The sequence below is a fragment of the Halotalea alkalilenta genome, assembly GCF_001648175.1.
GTDB lineage: Bacteria > Pseudomonadota > Gammaproteobacteria > Pseudomonadales > Halomonadaceae > Halotalea > Halotalea alkalilenta_A.
Genome location: NZ_CP015243.1, coordinates 3,617,120 through 3,640,960 on the forward strand (window position 1 = coordinate 3,617,120; position 23,841 = coordinate 3,640,960).

A 23,841-nucleotide genomic window follows, 5' to 3' on the forward strand; every position below is an offset into this window, starting at 1 on the left:
CCACCCGAATGAGGAGATACCATGACCACCCCGATTCCCGTCGCGCTGATCGGCTTCGGCTTCGTCGGCCGCACCTTCCACGCGCCCTACCTGCTCGCCACCGAAGGCCTCGAGCTGCGCGTGATCTGCTCGAGCCAGGCCGAGGCCATCCAGCAAACGCTTGGCGGTCAGGCCCGCACCCTCGAGGTGGTCACCGACCCGCAAATCGCCGCCGCCCATCCCGAGGTCGAGCTGGTGGTGATCGCCTCGCCCAACGCTACCCACTACCCGCTGGCCAAGGCCGCGCTGGAAGCCGGCAAGCATGTAGTGGTCGACAAGCCCTTCACCCTCGATCTTGCCCAGGCGCGGGAGCTGGCCGAACTGGCACGAGCGCATGGGGCAGTCTTGTCTGTGTTCCAGAACCGGCGCTGGGACAGCGACTTTCTCGCCGTGCGCGAAGCGATCGAAGCGGGAACGATCGGCGCGGTGGTCGAACTCGAGTCGCGCATCGACCGGTTCCGGCCCGAAGTGCGCGACCGCTGGCGGGAGCAGGCACTGCCAGGCTCCGGGCTGTGGTTCGATCTCGGCCCGCACCTCGCCGACCAGGCACTCGAGCTGTTCGGCATTCCCGATGAGATCGAGGCTTCGATCGCAAGCCTGCGCCCGGCGGCGAAGACCGACGACTGGGCCCAGGTGGTCCTCCACTACGGGCCCACAGCCGAGCGCGGCGCACTCAAGGTCACGCTGCATGCCAGCATGCTGGTCGCGGTGGAAAGCCCACGCTTCGTCGTCCACGGCCTCGAGGGCGGCCTGATCAAGCGCGGTGCCGACGTCCAGGAAGACCAGCTGCGCGAGGGCATCTCACCGCTCGAGCCAAGCTTCGGAATCGATCCCGATCCGCTCAGGCGCTACGACGCCGACGGCCTGGTCGAGGAGCGCCCTGCGCCGACCGGCAGACAGCGCCACTACTACGAGCTGGTGCGTGACGCGATCGCCGCGGGCGGCGACAATCCCGTTCCACCACGCCAGGCGGTGGTGCTGATGGCCCTGCTCGAGACCGCCACCCGCGCAGCCGAGCAAGGCCGCCGCTTGCCGCTCGAGCTGAGTGATGAAGAGCGCGCCGCCTGGGCGTGAACCCGGAAATGGAGAGCCGGCGGCGATCAGCCGGCGATGAAGGAAGATGCAACCCCCATGGAATTCGTCCAAAGCGGCAAGTATTCAGAGGTCCACTACGACCGCTCGCGCAAGGTATTCATCAAGACCTTCCAGCCCAAGTTGGCAGACCGCCTGCGCTATGCGCTGCGCATCCGCCCCTATCCCGGGCGCAACTTCGTCATCGTCGCCGAACGGCTCAAGGCGCTCGGCATCCGCGTGCCCGAAGTGCTCGCCTTCGAGCGCTACCGGCTCGAGATGCGCGATGTCGAAGCGCCGGAGCTGCGCGGCCTGATCCTCGATGACGTAGCGCTGCAGGAGCGCTACGTCGAACTGATCATCAAGCTCTATCGCGACCGCATCCACTGCCGCGGGCTGCACACCAAGAACTTCCTGGTCAAAGACGGCGAGCTGGTGGCGATCGACCTCGATGCCTACAAGGCGCCGCGACTCATCCACTACAGCGGGCGTGAGTTCCTCACCTGCCTCAAGCGCTCGCTCGGCGGCCCCGAAGCCTTCCTCTACCAGCGGATCGTGGAACGACTCGGCGTGACCGACGCGCCCTGAAGGAGAAACGGGTACTGCGGTGTCATTGCAGCGACTTGGTCATGAACACGCTGAAGGGATCCTCGGCGTAATCGGCGAACGGCGCGCAGTACTCGAAGCCGAAGCGCTCGTAGAGCAGCCGGGCCGGCTCGAAATCCGCAGTCGAGCCGGTCTCGAGGCTCACCCGGCGAAAGCCGCGCGCTTGGGCCTGGTCGAGCAGGTGCTGGAGCAAGCGCCGAGCGACGCCGCGTCTTAAGTGGCGCGGCGAGGTCTTCATCGACTTGAGCTCGGCGTGCTCGCTATCGAGCCTCTTGAGCGCGCCACAGCCGACCAGCTCTGTGCCCTCCCACGCACTCCAGAAAGTGATCCCGGGCCGCTTGAGGGCTTCAAGATCGAGCGCATGGATGCTTTCAGGCGGTGAATACAGCGCCATGCTGCGCAGATGGTCATCGAGCAGTTCGGCCACTTCCGGCCCGCTCAGGTCGTCTATCGTTATCCGCATCTATGCCTCGCCCACTTGCCTGTCGATTGTCATCGCACCCGCCTGCGGCGCATGGATCGCCAGCAGATAGCGCGAGGCCTCGAGCGCCTCGAACCGGTCCTCGCCGTAAAGCCGGCAGCGCAGCACGTCACCCGGCGCCAAGCGGTGGCGCCGTCCTTCGATCTCGAGCTCGAGCGCGCCCTCGATCAGCCAGAGGTGATGTTCGAGCCCGGCGAGCGGCGAGACGTCGTAGGCGATCACCGCCCCCGCCGGCAGCTCGCACTCGATCAGCTCAACGGCGTAGCCGGTCGTTGGCGGCGACAGGCTGCGCCGACGCAGCCCCGAATGCTGGTCGACCCACAGCGGCTGCTCGGCGCGGGTCACCAGTGCATGATTGCCCGACTCCAGCTCGCCGAGCAGCCTGGACGCAGTCATCCCAAGGGCGCGACAAAGCCGGTTGAGCTGCACCGTACTGGGACTGCTCTCTGCGCGCTCGAAGCGCGAAAGCGTCGCCCGACTGACGCCGCTGCGCTCGGCCAGCGTCTCCAGCGACCAACCGCGTGCCTGGCGCAGCATCGCCAGGCGCTCGGCGAGGCGAAGCTCGAGCCGGGTCTCTTCCGAGGTCAAATCCATTCGCAGGCTCCTATCTTTGGCGCAGGCTCTTATCTTTCGCGGAAGGGATCGAAGCCAAATCTCAATATAGATCTATTTATCTCACAAAAGAGAATAGGCGACCAGCCTTCAGGCCGTTCGATGCACCCGGCACGAGGAACCCGGCTGGCCGGTAGCCACCGTCTATTCCGAGTTCATCGCCCGCGACGGGTCGAACGTGTCAGCCTTGGGCTGTCGGACGAATGACGACGCTGCCAACATCCACTTCGGGCGGTTGCTCGAGTGCATAAAGGATGCCCCGTGCGATCGCGTCTGGAGAAATCGCAATTCCCCCCAACTGCTGTTCAATCATTTTCTTCGCTGGCGGGTCGGTGATCGTGTCGCCGAAGTGGGTGGCTATGATCCCTGGCGACACTTCGGTCACGCGCAGGTTGGGGCCCGCTTCCTGTCTCAACACTTCGGTTGCAGTGCGCACCGCGTTCTTGGTCGCGGCGTAGACACCCATCGTCGGAAGCATCTGAAGGCCCGCCGTCGAAACGACGTTGACCACATGCCCGCTCTGTTGGCGCCCGAATACCGGAAGGGCAGCGGCTATACCGTAGAGTGTGCCGCGAAAATTCACATCGATCATGGCATCCCAATCATCGACCCGCAGCGCATCGAACCGGGAGATTGGCCCGACGCCTGCATTGTTGACGATAACGTCGAGCCGACCGCCCCTCGCGACTGCGAAGGCGACGAGCTCTTCCAGATCGCTTCGATGACGAACGTCAGTCCTTTTGAACACGGCTTTGCCGCCAGTGGCGGTGATCTCGTCCACTAAGGCCTGAAGCGCCTGCTCGTTGCGAGCGCCCAACGCAACGAACGCGCCCTGCTCCGCAAGCAGCTTGGCTGTTGCCCGACCGATCCCGCTGCTCGCTCCCGTGATAGCGACGACTTTGCCTTCAATGCTCATTGCCGATCTCCTTTGCGAACATGAAGAAGATATGCGAGCACTTCGAGATTACCTATACTCAAAACCCCATATAATTGTCGTAGTCGTCTAAAACTATGCGTGACCCATTGTCGGATATCTTTGACGTTCTCGGTGCCAGGGTGACTAGGCGCACCCGCATGGAAGCGGCAGGCCAATGGGCCCTCGCGTTCCCTGCCGTCGATCGGCTCAAGTTCGTCGCTCTGCTTCGCGGCAGCCAGTGGATGCTGCTCCCGGAGCGCCCTCCTCAGCTCTTGAGCGAAGGGGACGTATGTTTGATCGGACATACTGCATATGCGGTGGCCAGCGACCCAGACATGACGCCGATCGATGGACTGGCTTTTTACGCAAGCCCTGGCTGCGACGTGGCGCGCATCGGGGGAGACGATACGATTGGGATTGGCGGGACGGTCACTTTCGCTGGCGCAAACGCGGACTTCCTGCTCGACATGCTGCCAGAGTTCATGATCGTGCCGCGATCCTCGCCCGGATCCGGCGCGATCGCGACGATCCTCGCACTCATGGGTAGTGAGATCGAGCGGGATCGGATGGGTGGCGAGATCGTAAGTGCCCGGCTCGCCGACGTGCTGTTGCTGGAGGCGATCCGGGCCTACGCCGGCCTCGTCGGGCAGACTGAAATGGGGGGGCTCGGCGCGCTCTCGGACGCGCGGCTTGGCCGAGCGCTTCACGCAATCCACGAAGATATCGCGCATCCTTGGACCGTGGCCCAGCTCGCTAGCGTGGCCGGTATGTCCCGCGCTGCCTTTTCCGCCGAATTCACCCGCCGGACAGGAAAGCCGCCGCTCACCTACCTGCGAGCGTGGCGTCTTACCGTCGCTCGTGCAGCACTGATGCGGGGTAATACCACCGTCGCTCGCACGGCGAGCGAGGTCGGCTATACGTCACAAAGCGCGTTTGGACACGCTTTTCGACGTGCCTTTGGGCATCCTCCGAAATCCGGCGCTCGATCATGAGCAACGGAATCTGTGGCAATTTCGCAAGGCGCTTGTTTAGATCCACCCAAGGCCGAGACCGTCTCTATACGCAAAGACCCGGCCGCAAGCGGCCGGGTCCCGGTAATGATGGTGGGTCGTGTAGGATTCGAACCTACGACCAATTGGTTAAAAGCCAACTGCTCTACCAACTGAGCTAACGACCCAGCGGGCGAATGTTCGAGGTCTCGATGGTGGGTCGTGTAGGATTCGAACCTACGACCAATTGGTTAAAAGCCAACTGCTCTACCAACTGAGCTAACGACCCAACGAGACGATTTCGCCTGGGCGCGACGGACGGGTTCACCAGCGGTGATGGTGGGTCGTGTAGGATTCGAACCTACGACCAATTGGTTAAAAGCCAACTGCTCTACCAACTGAGCTAACGACCCGCGTTCGGCGCGTGTCGGGCAACTTACCAATCAGGCGCGAAGGCGCATGCAATGGTGGGTCGTGTAGGATTCGAACCTACGACCAATTGGTTAAAAGCCAACTGCTCTACCAACTGAGCTAACGACCCATGCTCGACGGGCGGGAATCTTACTCGCCGCCCCTTCTCGATGCAAGTCTTTGGTATGACTTAGTGTTTATTCACCAGGCACGCCCCGCAGCGACGCGTTCAGCGACGCCGACTGGAGGGTACGGCCCCCTTGCGCCCGCGCGGCGCATCGTCGTCACGGCGCGTCTGGCGGGCGCCATCGTCACGCCGCCCGCGACGCTCGGTGGTAGCATCCTCGCGGCCATAGCGACGCGCCTCGCGGCGATCGACGGTCGCACCGCGCGCTTCCTTCTCCTTCTCCTTGGGCTCGCGCAGGGCGCGAACCGGGCGGCGCTTGTTCTTGTCGCGGTTCCAGCGATTCTTCTCGTCCGGGGTGAGATCCGGCGCACGGCGCAGCGGCAGTCCGGCCAGGGTGGCAAGTTCGTCGATCTCCTCCTGGGTCAGCTCGCTCCACTCTCCCGCCTTGGCGCGCTTGTCGAGGAATACGTTGCCATAGCGCACCCGCTTGAGCCGGCTGACGGTCAGCCCCTGGGACTCCCACAGCCTGCGTACCTCCCGGTTGCGTCCTTCGAGGATCACCACGTGGAACCAAGTATTGATCCCCTCGCCGCCGAACTCCTGGACGTCGGTGAAGCGCGCCGGGCCGTCGTCGAGCATCACCCCCTCGACCATCGCCCTGATCTGCTCGATCTTCGGCTCGCCCATCACCCGCACCGCGTATTCACGCTCGACCTGGGTCGAGGGGTGCATCAGGCGATTGGCCAGCTCGCCATCGGTGGTGAAGAGCAAAAGCCCGCTGGTGTTGATGTCGAGGCGCCCGATCGCGATCCAGCGCTCGCCCTTGAGCCGTGGCAGGCGATCGAACACCGTGCGCCTCCCCTCCGGGTCCTTGCGGGTACAGAGCTCGCCTTCGGGCTTGTTGTACATGATCACCCGGCGCGGGGTCTCTTCATTGCTGCGCAGGACCACCGGACGGCCATCGAAGGTGACCCGATCGCTTGGTTCGATCCGGTCACCCAGGCTGGCCACCGCGCCGTTGACGCTGACTCGGCCAGCGGCGATCACCGTTTCCATCTCGCGACGCGAACCCAACCCTGCGCGGGCGAGAACCTTTTGCAGCTTCTCGCTGCCGGTTTGCTGATTACTCATCGTTGAACGACCTCTCGTCGTCACTTGCTTCACTAGTGTCGCGCTCGCTGGACGAGGCGCTTTCCTGCCCCCGCCGCTGCTCGCGCTGGCGCACACGCTCGTCGAGCCGCTCATTGAGCCGGCCGAAATCGAGCGTGGACACCTGGGGTAGCGGATCTTCGAGCGCGCGGCGCACGCTCTCTCCATCCTCGTCTTCATCTTCCTGATCTTCCTGGCCGCCGAGATCGGCGGCCAGGAGCAGCGATGCCGTCGCCTCGCGGGCGGCTCGGGCAGCGCCGTCTTCCTCTTCGAACAGGTCCGGCTCGTCGCCGAAGCGCTCGGCCAGCTCGCTCATCGGCGGCAGCTCGTCGAGGGTCTTGAGCCCGAAATCATCGAGAAACGTACGCGTACTGGCATACACCGCCGGGCGGCCCGGTACGTCGCGATGGCCGATCACCCTGATCCAACCACGCTCGAGCAGCGTGCGCATGATCGAGGCGCTGATCGTCACCCCGCGCACCTCCTCGATATCGCCGCGCGTCACCGGCTGGCGGTAGACGATCAGCGCCAGGGTCTCGAGCAGCGCCCGCGAGTAGCGCTGCGGCCGCTCTTCCCACAGTCGCGAGACCCAAGGCGAGAGCTCGGCCTCGATACAAAGGCGAAAGCCCGAGGCGCTCTCGAGCAGGGTCAGCGCCGAACCGGCCAAGCGCCGCTCGAGCACGCCGAGCGCTGCGCGAAGCTCGCCCCGGCTCGGCCGCTCGCGTTCATCGAACAAAAGCTCCAGCCGGTCGAGCGCGAGCGGCGTCGAGCTTGCCAGCAGCACGCCTTCGAGAATCCTGTCGAGGGGCAAGGTTTCGCCACTCAAGTCGCATCTCCCGCGGGTGGTGGGGTGTCGATGAAGGCGCTCTCGCCTTCATCGTCCTCGAACGCCGACTCCTCAGGCTCCTCGCCGCTGGCCTCGCGGGCACGCAGGTGAATCGGCGACAGCGGCGTATTCTGGACGATCTCGATCAGATGCTCCTTGGCGAGCTCGAGAATCGCCATGAACGTGACTACCACGCCCGGCTTGCCCTCATCGAGCGTGAACAGCGCCTCGAAGGGAGTGAACCGTTCGGCGTCCAGTCGCGCCATGATCGCGCTCATCCGCTCCCGCGTCGACAGCGCCTCGCGGCTGATCTGGTGGCTCTGGACCAGCTCGGCGCGCGCCATCAGCCCGCCGAGGGCACGCAGCAGCTCATCGAGCGAGACCGCCGGTGGAATCACGCGGCGCTCCAAGGGCGGCGGCTCGGGGCTGGTACTGAACCAGTCGCGGCCGAGCCGGGGCAGCGAGTCGAGGTTCTCAGCAGCGATCTTGAGCTGCTCGTAGGCACGCAGCCGCTCGAGCAGCAGCGCAGTCGGATCCTCCTCCGCCTCGTCGCCCTCCGCCCCCTTGGGCGGCCGAGGCAGCAGGCTGCGCGACTTGATCTCGGCGAGCATCGCGGCCATCAGCAAGTACTCGGCGGCAAGATCGATGCCGCTGGCCTCGATCATCTCGACGTACTCGATGTACTGATGGGTGACCGCAGCGACGTTGACCGCGAGGATATCGAGGTTGTGGCGACGAATCAGGTAGAGCAGCAGATCGAGGGGACCCTCGAACGTCTCGAGAAATACCCTCAGCGCCTCCGGCGGAATGTAGAGATCCTGCGGCAGCTCCTTGAGCTCCTCGCCGCCGACCCGAGCGATCACCCCATCGATGACGACGGAGGCGGGCTCAACGGCGGGAGGGGAAGCGTCGAGGCTCATGCAGGGCTCAGGCGGAGTGGGCGGCGAAGTCGCTCGGCCGGCGCGCGGCGTCGAGGGAGGCAGTCTATCAACTACCCCGCCATCGTCCCAGGGCCACGTGCGAGCGCGGCCTCGAAACGAGAGCCGCAAGCCGGCTCAGGAGGGACGCCGATAGCGAAAGCCCTCGACGATCCGCACGCTCTCCTCCTGCGCGAGCTGATGGACCCGCTGGTGGTAGGGCGAGAGCTGGCAGACCGGATCGGTCTCGGAGGCGTCGCCGGTCAGGGCCAGCGCCTGGCAGCGGCAGCCGCCCCAGTCTATTTCACGGCGATCGCAGCTGCGACAGCGCTCGTTCATCCATGAAGTGCCGCGGTAGGCGGCGAACGCAGGCGAATCGCGCCAGATATCGCCAAGCGAATGCTCGGCAACGTTCCAGAACTCGAGCCCGGGGATGGTTTCCGCCGCGTGGCACGGCAGCACCTTGCCGCCCGGGGTGACGTTGATCGACTGGCGCCCCCAGCCGTTCATGCACGCCTTGGGATAGCGGGCGTGGTAGTCGGGAATCACCGAGTCAATGGTCAACCTGCCCTTGAGCCTTGCCCGCGCCGCTTCGACCCGCCCGATCGCCCGCTCGGTCTGCGCCCGGGTCGGCATCAGCGCGGCGCGGTTGGCCAGTGCCCAACCGTAGTACTGGGCATGGGCGATCTCGATACGCCGGGCACCGAACTCCAGCGCCAGGGCGATGAAGTCGTCGATCTGCTCGATGTTGGCGCGATGGATCACCGCATTGATGGTCAGCGGCAGGCCGAGATCGACGACCTCGCGAGCGAAGGCGCGCTTGCGCGAGTGGGCGTCCTTCATGTGCGAGACCAGCGCAGTGGTCTCGGCATCCGCGCCCTGGAACGACAGCTGGACATGATCGAGCCCGGCGGCCTCGAGCCGCTCGAGCCGGGCGCGGTCGATATTGACCCCCGCGGTGATCAGGTTGGCGTAGAGCCCCGCATCGCGACAGCCCTCGACGATCTGCTCGAGATCGCGCCGCGCCGCCGGCTCGCCGCCGGAAAGATGCACCTGGAGCACGCCGAGCGCCGCGGCCTGGCGAAACACCCGGCACCAGGCTTCGACATCCAGCTCGGCGCTCTTGCGCTCGAGCTCGAGCGGATTGGAGCAATAGGGGCACTGCAGCGGGCAGCGGTGGGTCAACTCGCAGAGCATCCCCATCGGTACGGGAGAACCCGCCTCGGCGAAAGCCAGCCGCGGATCGGTCTGGATGCCCATCAGTGACCCTCCATCAGCGAAACGCGAGCACCTGGCGCTCGGCGAGTCCATCGAGGAAGGCGACCACATCGGCCGCGATCCGCTCGGGTTCGGCTTCAAAGGCGGCGGCGAGCGAAGCGACGATGGCTTCCAGGCTGCGCCCGCCGTCGACCCGGGAGAGAATCTCGCGGCCGATCTCGTCGAGCTTGAACACCCGCTCGGGAGCGAGCAGCACCCAGCCGCCGCGCGCCGGGTCCTCGCGCATCCGCACCCCGCGGATTAGCTGCGGGATCCTGGTCAGATCGCTCATCCGTCCACCTCGGGATCGAAGGCACCGGGCGGAATCCGCCGCGGCGCGACATAGGCGTAGTCGAGCGCGTCGAGCATGCTCCAAAGCACATCGCACTTGAACCTGAGCGCGGCCAGCACGCCCTGCTGCTGGTCGACCCTGAGCGCGTGGCGCTTGACGTAATCGAGAGCGAAGTCGGCATCACGCGGCGCCTGGGTCATCCTCGGCTTGAAATAGGCCAGGGTCTGCTCGGAGACGAAGGCGTAGTGAGCGAGCATGCCCGAGACCCGCGTATTGATCACCAGCGGTGAGAACAGCTCGGTCAGCGATGAAGCGATCGCCTCCACCAGCGGGCGCTCACGGACGAAATGCACGTAGGCCTCCACCGCGAAACGGGTGGCCGGCAGGATCTTCCCGGTCGAGACCACCATCTCGCGATCGAGCCCGAGACCATCGGTAAGCGCCAGCCAGCGTTGGATACCGCCCTCGCCAGGACCATGGCCATCGTGGTCGATGATCCGCTGGCGCCATTCACGGCGAAGCTCGGGATCATGCAGGCGCGCCATCAGGCTTGCATCCTTTATCGGGATCATCGACTGGTAGTAGTAGCGATTCAGCGCCCATGCCTGGACCTGCGCCTTGCTCAATTCACCGTTTTGCAGCGCGAGCTGGAACGGGTGGCGGTGGTGATAGCGCGCCTCACCGATCGCGCGCAGCTCGACCTCGAGCTGATCGGCGCTGAGCGGGGAGCGGATGTCTGTTGGCTCGAATTGTTGGCTCATGCTCTTGGCTCATGTTCTTGCCTTCGCCCCACCCCGGGGCGAAAAGCGGCGCGAGATGCGAAAAACCTTGCGACAACGAGGGCTACGATGGCGGGCAGGCCTTCAGAGAACGATCTGCATGCCATCGAAGGCGATTTCCCAGCCGGCACGCTCGGCCTCGCGACGCTCGGCGCTGTGCTCGATCAATACCGGATTGCTGTTGTTGATGTGCACGAACACCTTGCGGCGGATGCCGAGCGGTGCGAGCGCGGCGATCGAGCCATCCGGGCCCGACATCGACAGGTGGCCCATTCGCGCGCCGGTCTTGTGGCCGAGCCCTTCGCGGATCAGCTCGTCGTCGCGCCACAGGGTGCCGTCGAACAGCACCACGTCGGCGCCCTCCAGACGCTCGGCCAGCGCCGGGGACAAGCGCGCGCAGCCGGGCACGTAATAGAGCCTGCGGCCTGCGTGACGGAACTCGACGCCTACCGTGGTCTCACCCTCGGCGCCGATTCCCTCGCCCTCATCGGGCTGATAGAGCGCCGCTTTGCCAGGCACCGCGAAGACCCTAGCCTCGAGACCGCCCGGCAGCGCCAGCGAAGCGTCGAGCCCGAGCGCGGTGCGAGTCACCACGTCGGGACGCAGTACGTCGAACACGCGGTTATCGGCCAGCGTGCGCTGCAGTTCACCGCTGGCATAGAGCGTGAAGGGCGTGCCTTCGCGCAGGCTCAAAAGCCCGGCGATATGGTCGATATCGCCACCGGTCAGCACCACCGCTTCGATCGGCGAATGGCGCGGGCCGCGCGGATGCAGCTCGGGGTTGCGCTGGATCTGGGCGAGCACCTCTGGAGCGCAGTCGATCAGTGTCCAGCGCTCGCCGTCGAGCGAGACGGCGATCGATGCCTGGGTGCGCGGCACCACCTCGGCGTCACCGCTCCATGCCCGCGCGCAGACCGAGCAGCGGCAGTTCCACTGCGGCGCGCCACCGCCAGCGGCGGCGCCCAGCACCAACAAACGCAAAGCGGACGGGGAAGACCCGTCCGCGGTGCCCAACGACTGCCCTTGGCTCAAAATTCGGCCGGCAGGTAATCGTTGATTTCAAGGGCGATGCAGATCTCTTCGATCTTGGGGGCGTGCCATTTCATCTCGGCTCTCCTTGAGGGGGAAGGTTAAGGACAGGTACCCGACTACCTAAAGTGGCAAACCGCACTATGCTGGAGCTTAACCAAGCTCAGGATCCCAAGCGCGATGCCCGAAGGGGCAGACTAGGCGATAAGCGTAGGAAAGTTACCAGCCTACGCTATCGACAACAAGTCGCATCTCCAAGGTTTCGCTTTTCGACGCTCTCCAAGTCGCTCGCTACATCACCCGCTCGGCGCCAGCGCTCTCAGCAAGGCGTCGGCGCCCGCCCTGCATCGCGTAGTCGAAGAGCTTTTCGCGCAGCTGCCAGTAGCGCCCCGTGCGGCGAGCGATGACGAAATCCGGTGCACGCAGCCGATGCCGGCCGGCAATCACCTCGTCGATCCCTTGCGGCTGCCAGCCGCTGCCGGGCGCGGCGAGATGGCGCTCGATGAACACGCGCTGGAAGGCGTAGCGCTGGACTTGGGTATCGAGGGCGAACCATTCGACCACGCTCTCGCCCTCCTCGTCGAAGTAGCCGATTTTGAGCCGCGTTGCGCCGCGGCCGTTGACGCTCTCCTCGATGCGCATCATCGCCACTCTCAACACCTTGGCATCGCGCAGCCCAAGCGCCGCCTTGAGCTTATCGTCGGCGTCGATCAGCACACCGTCACAGTGGCCACAGCGTCTGGCGGCGATATCGTTCTCACCGTCGCAGTGGGGGCAGCTCTTGTAGCGAAAGCGAAAGTCGCACTGCGAGCGTTTGCCCTGGGCGTCCTCGACCAAGCCCTGGCAGCGTCGACCGAAGTGCTCCACCACCAGTTCGCCATCGCGCCGGCCCCAGAACAGATTGGCCCAACCGCACGCGGGACACTCCACCTGAACCGGCTCGGTATCGGCGGCGGGGCGCGGATCGTTGACCTCCGGCGCGTAGAGATCCCAAGGATTACCGGCATAGTCGAGGATCAGGCAGTCGCGCTTGCCGGGAGCGAGACGCAGGCCGCGGCCGACGATCTGCTGATAGAGTCCGACCGATTCGGTCGGGCGCAGAATCGCGATCAGGTCGACATGGGGCGCATCGAACCCGGTGGTCAGCACCGAGACGTTGACCAGGTACTTGAGCGAGCGGGCCTTGAACGCTTTGATCGACGCCGCGCGCATCGAGGTTTCGGTATCGCCGGTGACCAGCGCCGCCTCGCCCTCGGGCAGCAGGGCGAGAATCTCCTTGGCGTGATCGACGCTGGCGGCGAACAGCATCACCCCCTGGCGATCCGCCGCGCGAGCCACCACCTCGCCGACGATTCCCGGCGTCGCGCGATGGCCGCGTACCACCCGATCGAGCTCCGGCTCGCGGAAACGGCCATGCTCTCCTGGCACCAGCCGGGAGAAGTCATAGCCTTCGATCGCCGCATCGATCCGCTTCGGCTCGCAGAGATACCCTTGGCGAACCATCCAGCGCAGCGGCAGTTCGAACACGCAGTCGCGGAAGAACGCGCGCTCGTCACCGCGCACCATGCCGTGGTAGTGACGGTGGTAGATGAACCCCTGGCCGAGCCGGAATGGCGTAGCGGTGAGGCCGAGCACCTTGAGCCTGGGATTGGCCCCGCGCAGCGCTTCGATCACCCGCTGGTAGCTCGCCGGCTTCTTGGTGCGCGCGCGTTCGAGATCGCGCATCTCGACCCGATGACACTCATCGATCACCAGCAGGGTGAAATCGCCCGAAGCGAACGCATCGATCCCATTGACCACCGACTGGACCGAGGCGAACACCACCTGGCGCGCATTCTCCTTGCGCTTGAGTCCGGCGCTGTAGATGTCGGCCTCGAGCCCATAGGCGAGATACTTGGCGTGGTTCTGCTCGACCAGCTCGCGCACATGGGCCAGCACCAGCACCCGGCCACGTGCGAGTCGGGCGAGCTCGGCGATCACCAGTGATTTACCGCTGCCGGTGGGCAGCACCACCACGGCGGGATCATCGACGGCGCGAAAGTGCGCCACCGCGCGAGCCACGGCTTCGCGCTGGTAGGGGCGCAGCACCGGGGGTGACGAAAGAAGGCTCATCGATGCTCCGGTCGGTCGGCTTCCCGCGGTGGCAGGCGGGACTATAATGGGAGGCCATATTAACGGGGAGAGACGATGCAACCCAATCCAGCGCTCGAACACTATCTGGAAGCCATGGAAGGTGCCGGCATCGACGCCGTAGCGGTCGACACCAACGCATTGCGGATCAGCCGGGATGGGCTCGACTATGTCCTGGTGGTGGCCGAGGACGAGTCGACCTTCTTCCAGCTGATGCTTCCCCACGCTTGGCCGCTGGATACCCATACGGTGCGAAGCGGGGTGCTCGAGGCCGCCAATCGGGTGATGAATCGACTAAAGGCGGTGAAGCTGCTGTTGCAAAACGATGCGATCCACGTCAGCGTCGAGCAGTTCGTCGACACCCCGGAGCTAGGCGCTTCGATGGTGCCGGGCATGATCGAACTGATCAACAGCGCCACCGCCGAGTTGCACAGCGAGCTCGGCCCCGGCGCCGCACCGCGGCTGCATTGATCGATCGCTGCGCGGTACCCGACGGGCTGCTAGAGTGAAATTCTCGTTCAAGATCATCCTCAGGAGTTCAACGCATGAGCGCGTCCCGATTCGTCGTCATCGCTGAGTTCGATCTCAAACCGCAGGACCGCGAACGCTTCCTCGAACTCGCCCGGGAAGATGCTCGCGCCTCGGTCGCCAATGAGCCCGGCTGTCACCAGTTCGACCTGCTGATCAGCGAGGAGGACCCCAACCTGGTGGTGCTCCACGAGGTCTACGATGATCGCGCGGCGTTCGAGTCCCACCTCCAGATGCCCCACTACTTCCCCTTCCGCGACGGCACCGAGGCGCTGATCACCGCCAAGCGAGTGCGCTTTTTCGACCTCGACAGCTGAGCAACGGCGGCCCGCTACCCAGCTCCAACGGGCAGCGACCGGCAAGCTATAAGCAAGCGCCAAAATGATCTCGATCGAGGCGTCCCGTCAGCCGGGCGCGATGGGTATTCTTGTCCCCCTCCGAATCGACTCCAGGTGCGCTTGATGAAACCTTTCATCCTCTTCGCGGCACTGCTCGGCCTGAGCGGTATCGCACTTCCCTCCCTCGCCGATGGCGTGCCGCCGCACTCGCTCACCGAGCGCGATACGCCGATTCGGGTCGCGGTGATCCGCAACCTCGGTGCCGACGACAACACCACCCAGTTCCTCGCCGGCGCACGCGCCGAGGGAGCGAGCCTTGGCTTCAAGGTCGATACCTTCCTCTCCAACGGCGACGACGCCCGCTTTCAGGATTTCGTCGACCAAGCGATCGGCCAGGGATACGACGCCATCATTCTCTCCCAGGGCCGCGCACCCTACTCGACGGGCCTGGTCAAGCGCATCCATGACCGTGGCATCGCGGTGTCGGTGTTCGACACCGCGGTCGAGGAGGCAATTCCCGGCGTCACCCTCACCTACCAGGACGACGCCTCGCTGACCGAGGCCTCCTTCGGCCAACTGGTCGAGGACTTCGATGGTGAGGCGCGGATCATCAAATTGTGGGTCGCCGGCTTCCCGCCTATGGAGCGCCGCCAGCGCGCCTATCAGGCGCTGCGCGAAGCGCATCCGGGGATCGAGGAGCTGGAGTCGATCGGCGCGGTCTCTTCCGACGTCCAGGGCGACACCGCCAACCGGGTCGGCGCACTGCTGACCAAGTACCCTCCGGGCACCATCGATGCGATCTGGGGCACCTGGGACGCCTTCTCCCAGGGCGCCTACAAGGCGCTGCGGGAGAATGGCCGCGACGACGTCGCGATCTACGGCATCGATATCTCCGACCAGGACCTCGCGCTGATGAGCGAGCCGGGCAGTCCTTGGCGGGTCAGCGCCGCCGTCGACCCGGCGCTGATCGGGCGGATCAACCTACGCCTGGTGGCGCTCAAGCTCGCCGGCGAGGAGACCCCTGACGAGTACCAGTTCAAGGCCGCGGCGATCGACCAGCGCCAGCTCGCCGAACTCGAAGGCCCGGTCAACGTCGCCGGGCTCGGCGAACTGATCCCCGGCTGGGGCGAGAGCGATGACTTCCGTCCCGACTGGTATCGCGCCCTGCAGCGCGCGAATACCCCATGAGCGCCACTCTCCCGCGCCTCGAGATGCGCGGCGTGAGCCTCGACTACGGCGCCAATCGAGTGCTGAACGAGGTCGATTTCGAACTCGCGGGAGGCAGTGTCCACGCCCTCGTCGGCGCCAACGGCGCCGGCAAGTCGTCGCTGATCAGCGTGCTCGCCGGGGTGCGGCGCAGCTACGCCGGCCGGATCACGATCGACGACCATGAGGTGGCGCTGCGCTCCCCGCGACAGACAAGGCGCCACGGTATTTTCGTCGTCCAGCAGGAAGTCGACGTAGCGCTGGTACCGAGCCTCAGCGTGGCCGAGAACATCGCGCTCGACGCCATCGCCACCTCCACCGCTCAACTGCTCGATCGCCGCATGCTTCGCCGCCAGGCACGCGAACTGCTCGCGCGCCTGGACCTCAGGCTGGACGTCGATCGTCCGGTGGCACGATTGAGCCTGGCACAGAAGCAGCAGCTGCTGATTGCCCGAGCGCTCGCCAGCGGCTGTCGCTTCCTGGTCCTCGATGAGCCCACCGCGCCGCTGGACGCCGACGAGACCGAGAGGCTGCTGGCGCTGGTCGCCCAGCTCAAGGCCGAAGGACTCGCCATCGCGCTGGTCTCGCATCGACTCGAAGAGCTCGATCGCAGCTGCGATCGGATCAGCGTGCTGCGCAACGGCCGGCGGGTCCACACAGGTGAGATGGTCGCCATCAGCGTGGAGGGAATCGCCGAGCAGATGCTCGGCCGGCGTCTCGGCAGCCTGTTCCCTCACCGCAAGGCGTGTGTCGGAGCACCGCTGCTCGAAGTCGAGGGACTCAAGGACGCGCGGCTCAAGGGCATCGACCTACGGCTGCACGCCGGTGAGATCCTCGGCGTCGCAGGTCTCGCAGGTGCGGGCAAGAGCGAACTGTGCAAGGCACTGTTCGGTGTCACGCGGACACGGCTGCGTCGCGGCAGCCTGCGCGGGCGCCCATGGCGGCCGCGTTCGCCCCATCGTTCGAGCGGCGAAGGCATCGCGCTGGTGCCCGAGGAGCGCCGAAGCGAAGGAGTACTGATCGACGCCGACGTGACAACCAACCTCACCCTCGCCGCACGCGGCAGCTTTTCCCGTTGGGGACTGTTCGATCATCGCGCGGCGCGAAGCTGGGCACGGCACACCATCACCCGGCTCGGCATACGCGCCGACCACGAGCGCCAGCCGCTGGCCCAGCTCTCCGGTGGCAACCAGCAGAAGGTGGCGATCGGCAAGTGGCTGCTCGAAGACGCCGAGATATACCTGCTGGACGAGCCAACCAAGGGCATCGACATCCACGCCAAGCAGGAGCTCTACGCCACCCTGGTCGAGCTGGCCGAGGCCGGCAAGGGCATTCTCTACGCCTCGGGCGAGTTCAGCGAACTACTCGGGCTGTGCGATCGCATCTGCGTGCTGCGCGACGGCCGGCTGGTCGCCGAACAGAACGCACGTTCACTCAATGAAGAGCGGTTGACGCTGCTCGCCAGCGGGACTTCACTCGATGTCTGATCTCTCCACTTCCGGTAGCCCCCGTGCCAAGCCGGCAAGCTCCACCCGCCTGCTCGACGCGCTGTCGCGCTGGGGGCTGGTGCTCACGGTGATCGCATTGATCGCGATCTTCGGCCTCGCCAGCGAGAACTTCCTCAATCCCTACAACCTGATCAACATCCTGCGTTCGATCGCGATCATCACCATCATCGCCATCGGGGTGTCGATCTCACTGTCGGTGGGCGGCCTCGATCTCTCGGTCGGCTCGACCGCCTCCCTCGCCAATGCCCTGGTGATCTCGCTGTTCGCCTGGTACGGCTTCGGCACTGCGGCGGCCATCGCGACCACCTTGGCGCTGTGCCTGCTGGTGGGCGCATTCAATGCGCTGCTGGTGATCGTGCTGCGCATCCCCGACATGCTCGCGACCCTGGCCAGCCTGTTCGTGATCCAAGGCATCGCGATGACCTATAGCTACGGGGGTTCGATCACCCAGGGTATGACGCTGCCCGACGGCACCCTCACCGAAGGCCGGATCCCCGCGGCCTTCTCGCTGCTCGGCCAGGTGCCCACCATCGTGCTGGTGATGCTCGGCGTCACCCTGGCGATACAGCTCGGCTTCTCATTCACCACCCACGGCCGGCGGATGTACGCGATCGGCGGCAACCGTGAGGCCGCGAGGCTGGCGGGTATCGCGACCGCTCGCTATCGCGCGCTCGCCTACCTGCTCTCGGCGCTGCTCGCCGGCCTCGGCGGCATCCTGCTGGCCTCCAGGATCGGCTCCTCGCAAGTCAACGCCGGTGCCGGCTACCTGATGGACGCGGTCGCCGCCGCCTACATCGGCTTCGCCCTCGCCGGCGGCGGCAGGCCCAATGCCTTGGGTGCGCTGCTCGGCGCGATGATCCTCGGCATCCTGCAAAACGGCCTGGTGATGCTCTCGGTACCCTACTACGCGATGGACATCATCAAGGGCGCGGTCCTCGCGCTCGCGCTGGCTACCACCTATGCGAAACGAAACTGAGCACCGAGCGCACTCAGCCCCGGCGCACGAAGCGGAGCACACGGCTGCGGTGGGAGCGCAATGACAGCCGGCCGTCGGGATCGAGCGACAGGCCGAACCGCTGTGCCCAGGGCCCGTCCCTGCGCTCGGCCAGCCAACGATTGCCACCCAGCGCGGTCAGTCGCGCGTCCCGCCGGACAGGCCCGATGCCGGCGAGCAGCGTGCCAGCGTCGATCGAGAACCCGGCATTCCACTGCGGCAACGTCCACTCTCCCTCCAGCACCTCACAGCCACCCGTCGCGATCCGCGCTGGCCGCCAGCGCCGCTCGCGGCCACACAGCCGTCCAGCGACCTCCTCGCCGCGCTGTCGCAGCGCCATCGGCAGGTGAGCGGAGAGCGAGACCGCCGCGCCGTCGCGCCCTTGGTGCAAGGCAACGCCCGTGCCCAGGTGGCTCGCCACGCTGCGCCGGATCTCCAGCCACTCGGGACCACCCGCGGCATCGACGTAGAGACCATCGGTGAACGGCGCTGATCGAATGGGGAGCGCCTCGCCGAGCAATGTGGCGAGAGTTTCCAGCGCCAGCTCGAAGGCCGGTGCGTCCTCACGGTTGGCCACGACCGCGGCACCGACGCCGCGCTCGGGTGCGAGCAGGAAGTGCGCCTTGTAGCCAGGGTGCGAGCCACCGTGGCCGAACAGGGTATGCCGGCCCAAGCGCAGCCGCGCGATGCCGAGCCCATAATCACTCGGCGTGCCGTCGGCCAATTTTCTCGGTGCCCCGAGCTCGGCGAGCATTCCCGCCCAGGGCCCGCGTTCAGCGAGCAGTTCGCCGAGCCAGCGGCACAATGCGGCGAGGCTGCCGACCGCACTGCCGGAGGCCGAGAGGTGCAGGCCGGCGAAGGAGTGCCGCCAGCCGTCATCGCTACGCCAGTAGCCCGGTGCCAGTCCGGGCAGCGGCTCGTCCCAGTGCTCGGGGGCATCGAACCGTACCCCCAGGGGTAAGGCGATGTGGCGTTGGAGCAGCTCGGCGAACGGCAGTTCCTGGCCCGCGAGCGCGGCCTCGACCAACCGGTAGCCGGTATTCGAATAGGAGACTTCGCTGCCAGCGGTGAAGTTGAGCCGTTCGAGCCCGGAGATGAAATCGAGCAGCGCCGGCGCCTCGGTGACCGATTCGATCCGCAGGTCGAGCAGCGACAGCGTCTCGCGCAGGTCCGGCAGGCCGCTGCTCATATCCAGCGCTCGTCCCACCGCTACCTGCGCGACCGCTCCACGCAGCGACGGCAGGTGCTTGCCGAGCGAATCAGTGAGCGCGACCCGCCCATTACCGTGACGCAGCAGCAGCACGGCGAAAAGATGCTTGGTCAGCGAAGCGAAGCGTACCCGACTGTCGAGCGAGAAGCGCTCATCACGGCCGAGGTCACTCAACCCGCCGGCGGCGCTGGCTCGTACGCCGGATGCGTCGAACAGCGCGATCGCGCCACCCGGCTGGGCCCCCGTCTCCCAGACCGCGCAGCGCGCTTCTACCAGCCGCTGGGCAGCATTCCAGTCGAGCATCGAACTCTCCGATAGCCAAAAGAGGTTCGGCCAGGATCGCCCGCGGACCGCGGGCTGGCAAGGCGGACAAATACCATGGAGCCGGGAACGCTTTAGCGCTCCCGCCCCGGGATGGCATTGCTACAGTGAGAGCGGATCAGTCGACGAAGCGCCGCGCGTTGCGGAAGATCCGCATCCAGGCACCGTCCCGGCGCCACTCGCGCGGACGCCAGGAGTTGGTGACCGCACGAGCGACGCGCTCGGGGTGAGGCATCATGATCAGCACTCGGCCATCAGGCGTGGTCAGTCCGGTGATCCCGGAGGGAGAACCGTTGGGGTTGGCCGGATACCGAGTGGTGGCACTGCCATGGTTGTCGACGTAGCGCAGCGCGACCTGCCCTTGGCTCTGGATCGAGCGCAGGTGGCCATCGTCACGGAACTGGGCCAGACCTTCACCGTGGGCGACCGCGATCGGCATGCGCGAGCCTTCCATGCCGGCGAGCAACACCGCCGGCGACTTCTCTATCTGGACCATCGACACGCGCGCCTCGAACTGCTCTGAACGGTTGCGCACGAAGCGCGGCCACTGCTCGGCGCCAGGAATCAGCTCAGAGAGCTGGGAAAGCATCTGGCAACCGTTGCAGACCCCGAGCGAGAAGCTATCGACACGCTCGAAGAAGCTGGCGAACTGATCGCGCACCTGGCCGTGATAGAGGATCGACTTGGCCCAGCCGCCACCGGCGCCGAGCACGTCGCCGTAGGAGAAACCGCCGCAGGCGACCAGCCCCTTGAAGCCCTCGAGGCTCACACGTCCTTCGAGCAGATCCGACATGTGCACGTCGACGGCTTCGAAACCGGCATGATCGAAGCAGGCCGCCATTTCGAGCTGGCCGTTGACGCCCTGCTCGCGCAGGATCGCGACCCTTGGCCGGGTAGCAAGGCCGAGGTAGGGCGCGGCGATGTCCTCGTCGACGTCGAAGCCCAGGCTCGCATTGAGCCCGGGGTCGCGCTCGTCGAGCAGCGCATCGAACTCTTGCTGCGCGCATTCGGGATTGTCACGCAGCGCCTGGATGCGATAGCTGGTCTCGGCCCAGATCCGCTGCCCCACGGTACGCGGCAGCTCGAGCAGCGCTTCGCCGAACAGGGTGAAGCTCAGCCGATCGTCGTCGCGCGGCAGCGCGATCGGATGACAAGCATCTCCCAGGCCCGCCTCGACCAGGCGAGCCTGCACCGCTTCGAGATCGTCGGCGCGCACCTGGATCACCGCACCCGGCTCCTCGTTGAACAGCGCCGCTGCGACCCCGTGAGGCTCTTCGACGATCGAATCGAGCGCGACCTCGAGGCCGAGGCGGCCAGCGAAGGCCATCTCGGCAAGCGTCACCGCCAGTCCACCGTCGCTGCGGTCGTGGTAGGCAAGCAGCCTGCCCTCGGCGTTGAGCGCCTGGATGGTGGAGAAGAACGCGGCGAGATCGTCGCTCGAGTCGAGATCGGGACACTCGCTGCCCACCTGACCGTATACCTGCGCCAGCGCCGAGCCGCCGAGGCGCTGGCGACCGCGGCCAAGATCGATCAGCAGCAGCACGCTGGGTTCGTCACGCGCAAGCTCCGGAGTGAGCGTGGCCATCGCATCGAGTACCGGGGCGAAGCCGGAAACGATCAGCGACAGGGGCGCGGTGACCGATTTCTCGCGGTTTTCTTTTTCGTCGCGCCACACCGTGCGCATCGACATCGAGTCCTTGCCCACCGGGATCGCGATGCCGAGCGCTGGGCAGAGCTCCATACCGACCGCGTGGACGGCATCGAACAGCGCCTGGTTCTCGCCAGGATGATCGGCAGCGCTCATCCAGTTGGCCGACAGTTTGATGTCCTGGATCTTGCCGATCCGCGCGGCGGCGAGGTTGGTGATCGTCTCGGCGACCGCCATGCGCGCCGAGGCGGCAGCGTCGATCATCGCGCTCGGCGTACGCTCGCCCATCGCCATCGCCTCGCCCGCATGGGTGTCGAAGGCACTGGTGGTGACCGCGCAGTCCGCCACTGGCACCTGCCAGGGGCCGACCATCTGGTCGCGGGCGACCTGGCCTGTGATCGAGCGGTCGCCGATGGTGATCAAAAAGCTCTTGGAAGCCACCGCGGGCAGCCTGAGCACGCGCTCGAACGCCTCGCGCAGATCGAGATTCTCCAGATCCACCCCCGGCAGTTCGATCGACCGGCGCTCGAAGCTGCGCGACATCTTCGGCGGCTTGCCGAACAGTACGCTCATCGGCAGATCGATCGGCGCGCGCTCGCCCGCCTCGGCCCGCTCGATACGACCGTCACGCACGGTCAGGGTGTGCGCCTCGAGCGCCTCGCCGACCACCGCATAGGGCGCACGCTCGCGGGCGCAGATCGCATCGAAGCGCTCGAGATCGTCCGCCGCCACCGCCAGTACGTAGCGCTCCTGGGACTCGTTGCACCAAAGCTCGAGCGGGCTCATCCCCGGCTCGGCGCTGGGTACCGCGGCCAGGTCGAACAGTCCACCGCGCCCACCGTCCTTGACCAGCTCGGGCAGGGCGTTGGAGAGTCCGCCCGCGCCGACGTCGTGGATGAAGCGAATCGGATTGTCCTCACCCAGCGCCCAGCAGCGGTCGATCGCCTCCTGGGCCCGACGCTCCATCTCGGCGTTGTCGCGCTGCACCGAGGCGAAGTCGAGCGCCGCCTCGGAACCGCCGGAGGCGACCGAAGAGGCGGCGCCGCCGCCCAGCCCGATCAGCATCGCCGGTCCACCGAGGACGATCAGCTTGGCGCCCACCGGGATCTCGCGTTTGTCGACATGCCCGGGGCGGACGTTACCGTAACCGCCGGCGATCATGATCGGCTTGTGGTAGCCGCGCCGCTCGATACCGTTGGCGCCTACCGCATCGATCTCGAGGGTACGGAAGTAGCCGGCCAGATTGGGACGGCCGAACTCATTGTTGAACGCAGCCCCGCCGATCGGCCCCTCGATCATGATCTCGAGCGCGCTCTTGATCCGCTCCGGACGCCCGTAGTCGTGCGCTTCCCAGGGCTGGACGAAGTCGGGAATACGCAGGTTGGACACGCTGAAGCCGGTCAGGCCCGCCTTCGGTTTACCGCCGATCCCGGTGGCGCCCTCGTCACGGATCTCGCCACCGGCACCGGTCGCCGCCCCCGGATAGGGAGCGATCGCGGTCGGGTGGTTGTGGGTCTCCACTTTCATCAGGATGTGCACGGGCTCAGGGTGCGCACCGTAGACCCGGCTCTCGGGATCGGGGAAGAAGCGTCCGGCCTCGGGCCCTTCGATGATCGCGGCGTTGTCGCTGTAGGCCGACAGCACCCCTTCGGGGGAGCGCTCATGGGTGTTGCGGATCATCTTGAACAGCGAGCGTGGCTGGGGCGCGCCGTCGATCGTCCAGTCGGCATTGAAGATCTTGTGCCGGCAGTGTTCGGAGTTGGCCTGGGCGAACATCATCAGCTCGACATCGGTCGGATTGCGCCCGAGCCCCTGGAAGGCCTCGACCAGATAGTCGATCTCGTCATCGGCCAACGCTAGCCCAAGGCGCTTGTTGGCCTGTTCGAGCGCCGCGCGCCCCTGCTCGATCACCTCGACCTCGGCGAGCGGCCGCGGCACGTGCTGTTCGAACAGCTTGGCCGCGTCGCTCGAGTCGAACAGTACCGTCTGGGTCATGCGGTCGTGCAGAACCGCGGCGATCGCCTGCGACTGCTCGGCACTCGGCAGGCCTCGGGTGGAAACCCGGTAGGCAATGCCCCGCTCGACCCGCGCTACGCCGTCGAGACCGCAGTTGCGCACGATCTCACTGGCCTTCGACGACCAAGGCGACAGCGTGCCGAGGCGCGGCACCACCAGATAGAGCGCGCCTTCTCCAGGGGCGGCACGCTCATCGCTGGCCCCCAGCAGCTCGGCAAGCCGCGCACGGCTCAGTGCATCCAGCTCGCCGCGCAGATCGACGAAGTAGATGTAATGGGCGAACAGCGCCTCGATGTCCGGCGCCGCTTGGCGCAGGCGATCGAGCAGTTTGGCGTGACGGAACGCAGAAAGTGCACTCGCACCTCGCAGTTCGAGCATGGCGACGCAGCCTCTAGAGATGGCGAAACGAACGAGGACGGTGGTCGCGAAGGCGCCCGTGGA

Annotated in this window: 22 protein-coding genes and 4 tRNA genes; 8 read left to right on the top strand and 18 right to left on the bottom strand. The window is 66.1% G+C overall.

Going from position 1 to position 23,841, the window contains the following annotated elements:
* Positions 1–21 precede the first annotated feature (21 nt).
* Together A5892_RS16170 and A5892_RS16175 are read left to right on the top strand one after the other, a co-directional pair.
* Positions 22–1,113, top strand: a complete 1,092-nt coding sequence (locus A5892_RS16170) for an oxidoreductase (RefSeq protein ID WP_064123661.1) — start codon at positions 22–24, stop codon at positions 1,111–1,113.
* Between the two features lie 57 nt (positions 1,114–1,170).
* On the top strand, positions 1,171–1,698 hold the full coding sequence (locus A5892_RS16175) for a hypothetical protein (RefSeq protein ID WP_064123662.1): 528 nt from the start codon (positions 1,171–1,173) through the stop codon (positions 1,696–1,698).
* A 22-nt stretch (positions 1,699–1,720) separates the two neighbouring features.
* On the opposite strand, the gene A5892_RS16180 is transcribed toward A5892_RS16175, so the two are convergent.
* From A5892_RS16180 to A5892_RS16190, 3 genes are all read right to left on the bottom strand, one after another.
* Positions 1,721–2,179 carry a GNAT family N-acetyltransferase gene (locus A5892_RS16180; protein WP_064123663.1) on the bottom strand — a complete coding sequence of 153 codons (459 nt, stop codon included), beginning with the start codon at positions 2,177–2,179 and terminating at the stop codon, positions 1,721–1,723.
* The gene (locus A5892_RS16185) at positions 2,180–2,791 is read right to left on the bottom strand and encodes an XRE family transcriptional regulator (protein WP_064123664.1); all 612 of its coding nucleotides are present in this window, start codon (positions 2,789–2,791) and stop codon (positions 2,180–2,182) included. It abuts the gene before it with no gap.
* Between the two features lie 199 nt (positions 2,792–2,990).
* Positions 2,991–3,725, bottom strand: coding sequence for an SDR family oxidoreductase (locus tag A5892_RS16190; RefSeq protein WP_064123665.1), 735 nt, complete (start codon positions 3,723–3,725; stop codon positions 2,991–2,993).
* 95 nt (positions 3,726–3,820) lie between these two features.
* Here A5892_RS16190 and A5892_RS16195 point away from each other — a divergent pair, with 95 nt between their 5' ends.
* Complete coding sequence (locus A5892_RS16195; RefSeq protein ID WP_064123666.1) at positions 3,821–4,717, top strand: AraC family transcriptional regulator; 897 nt, start codon at positions 3,821–3,823, stop codon at positions 4,715–4,717.
* 109 nt (positions 4,718–4,826) lie between these two features.
* On the opposite strand, the gene A5892_RS16200 is transcribed toward A5892_RS16195, so the two are convergent.
* The 13 genes from A5892_RS16200 to A5892_RS16255 all read right to left on the bottom strand — a co-directional run bounded on the left by A5892_RS16200 (position 4,827) and on the right by A5892_RS16255 (position 13,613).
* Positions 4,827–4,902 (bottom strand) — tRNA-Lys (locus A5892_RS16200).
* A 25-nt stretch (positions 4,903–4,927) separates the two neighbouring features.
* A tRNA-Lys gene (locus A5892_RS16205) sits at positions 4,928–5,003 on the bottom strand.
* A 48-nt stretch (positions 5,004–5,051) separates the two neighbouring features.
* A tRNA-Lys gene (locus tag A5892_RS16210) sits at positions 5,052–5,127 on the bottom strand.
* A 52-nt stretch (positions 5,128–5,179) separates the two neighbouring features.
* A tRNA-Lys gene (locus tag A5892_RS16215) sits at positions 5,180–5,255 on the bottom strand.
* 99 nt (positions 5,256–5,354) lie between these two features.
* Positions 5,355–6,383, bottom strand: coding sequence for a 23S rRNA pseudouridine(2605) synthase RluB (gene rluB, locus A5892_RS16220; protein ID WP_082890516.1), 1,029 nt, complete (start codon positions 6,381–6,383; stop codon positions 5,355–5,357).
* Positions 6,376–7,227 (bottom strand): SMC-Scp complex subunit ScpB, encoded by an 852-nt coding sequence (scpB, locus tag A5892_RS16225; RefSeq protein WP_064123667.1) that lies wholly within the window; start codon positions 7,225–7,227, stop codon positions 6,376–6,378. The genes rluB and scpB overlap by 8 nt, the downstream gene beginning before the upstream one ends.
* A complete protein-coding gene (locus tag A5892_RS16230) occupies positions 7,224–8,147 on the bottom strand; it encodes a segregation and condensation protein A (protein ID WP_064123668.1) in 924 nt (307 codons plus the stop codon). The genes scpB and A5892_RS16230 overlap by 4 nt, the downstream gene beginning before the upstream one ends.
* A 135-nt stretch (positions 8,148–8,282) precedes the next feature.
* Positions 8,283–9,404, bottom strand: a complete 1,122-nt coding sequence (gene pqqE, locus A5892_RS16235; RefSeq protein WP_064123669.1) for a pyrroloquinoline quinone biosynthesis protein PqqE — start codon at positions 9,402–9,404, stop codon at positions 8,283–8,285.
* 13 nt (positions 9,405–9,417) lie between these two features.
* On the bottom strand, positions 9,418–9,693 hold the full coding sequence (gene pqqD, locus A5892_RS16240; RefSeq protein WP_064123670.1) for a pyrroloquinoline quinone biosynthesis peptide chaperone PqqD: 276 nt from the start codon (positions 9,691–9,693) through the stop codon (positions 9,418–9,420).
* The gene (gene pqqC / locus A5892_RS16245) at positions 9,690–10,454 is read right to left on the bottom strand and encodes a pyrroloquinoline-quinone synthase PqqC (RefSeq protein WP_064123671.1); all 765 of its coding nucleotides are present in this window, start codon (positions 10,452–10,454) and stop codon (positions 9,690–9,692) included. The genes pqqD and pqqC overlap by 4 nt, the downstream gene beginning before the upstream one ends.
* A 102-nt stretch (positions 10,455–10,556) precedes the next feature.
* Entirely contained in the window at positions 10,557–11,486 is a 930-nt protein-coding gene (gene pqqB / locus A5892_RS16250; protein ID WP_223302709.1) for a pyrroloquinoline quinone biosynthesis protein PqqB, read from the bottom strand.
* Between the two features lie 14 nt (positions 11,487–11,500).
* A complete protein-coding gene (gene pqqA, locus A5892_RS21040; RefSeq protein ID WP_081803665.1) occupies positions 11,501–11,578 on the bottom strand; it encodes a pyrroloquinoline quinone precursor peptide PqqA in 78 nt (25 codons plus the stop codon).
* A gap of 214 nt (positions 11,579–11,792) precedes the next feature.
* Positions 11,793–13,613, bottom strand: coding sequence for a DEAD/DEAH box helicase (locus tag A5892_RS16255; protein ID WP_064123673.1), 1,821 nt, complete (start codon positions 13,611–13,613; stop codon positions 11,793–11,795).
* A gap of 75 nt (positions 13,614–13,688) precedes the next feature.
* On the opposite strand from A5892_RS16255, the gene A5892_RS16260 reads away from it, so the two are divergent.
* The 5 genes from A5892_RS16260 to A5892_RS16280 all read left to right on the top strand — a co-directional run bounded on the left by A5892_RS16260 (position 13,689) and on the right by A5892_RS16280 (position 18,187).
* A complete protein-coding gene (locus tag A5892_RS16260) occupies positions 13,689–14,102 on the top strand; it encodes a hypothetical protein (RefSeq protein WP_064123674.1) in 414 nt (137 codons plus the stop codon).
* Between the two features lie 74 nt (positions 14,103–14,176).
* On the top strand, positions 14,177–14,476 hold the full coding sequence (locus A5892_RS16265; protein ID WP_064123675.1) for a putative quinol monooxygenase: 300 nt from the start codon (positions 14,177–14,179) through the stop codon (positions 14,474–14,476).
* Between the two features lie 144 nt (positions 14,477–14,620).
* Positions 14,621–15,685: a sugar ABC transporter substrate-binding protein gene (locus A5892_RS16270; protein ID WP_082890517.1), complete on the top strand. Its 1,065-nt coding sequence runs from the start codon at positions 14,621–14,623 to the stop codon at positions 15,683–15,685.
* Positions 15,682–17,190, top strand: coding sequence for a sugar ABC transporter ATP-binding protein (locus A5892_RS16275; protein ID WP_064123676.1), 1,509 nt, complete (start codon positions 15,682–15,684; stop codon positions 17,188–17,190). The genes A5892_RS16270 and A5892_RS16275 overlap by 4 nt, the downstream gene beginning before the upstream one ends.
* On the top strand, positions 17,183–18,187 hold the full coding sequence (locus A5892_RS16280) for an ABC transporter permease (protein ID WP_064123677.1): 1,005 nt from the start codon (positions 17,183–17,185) through the stop codon (positions 18,185–18,187). Before A5892_RS16275 ends, A5892_RS16280 begins: the two co-directional genes overlap by 8 nt.
* Positions 18,188–18,200: 13 nt before the next feature.
* Here the strand turns inward: A5892_RS16280 and A5892_RS16285 are convergent, their stop codons facing one another.
* Both A5892_RS16285 and purL read right to left on the bottom strand, forming a co-directional pair.
* Positions 18,201–19,718, bottom strand: coding sequence for a serine hydrolase domain-containing protein (locus A5892_RS16285; RefSeq protein WP_064123678.1), 1,518 nt, complete (start codon positions 19,716–19,718; stop codon positions 18,201–18,203).
* Positions 19,719–19,854: 136 nt separating this feature from the next.
* Positions 19,855–23,778, bottom strand: coding sequence for a phosphoribosylformylglycinamidine synthase (gene purL, locus A5892_RS16290; protein ID WP_064123679.1), 3,924 nt, complete (start codon positions 23,776–23,778; stop codon positions 19,855–19,857).
* Positions 23,779–23,841 lie beyond the last annotated feature (63 nt).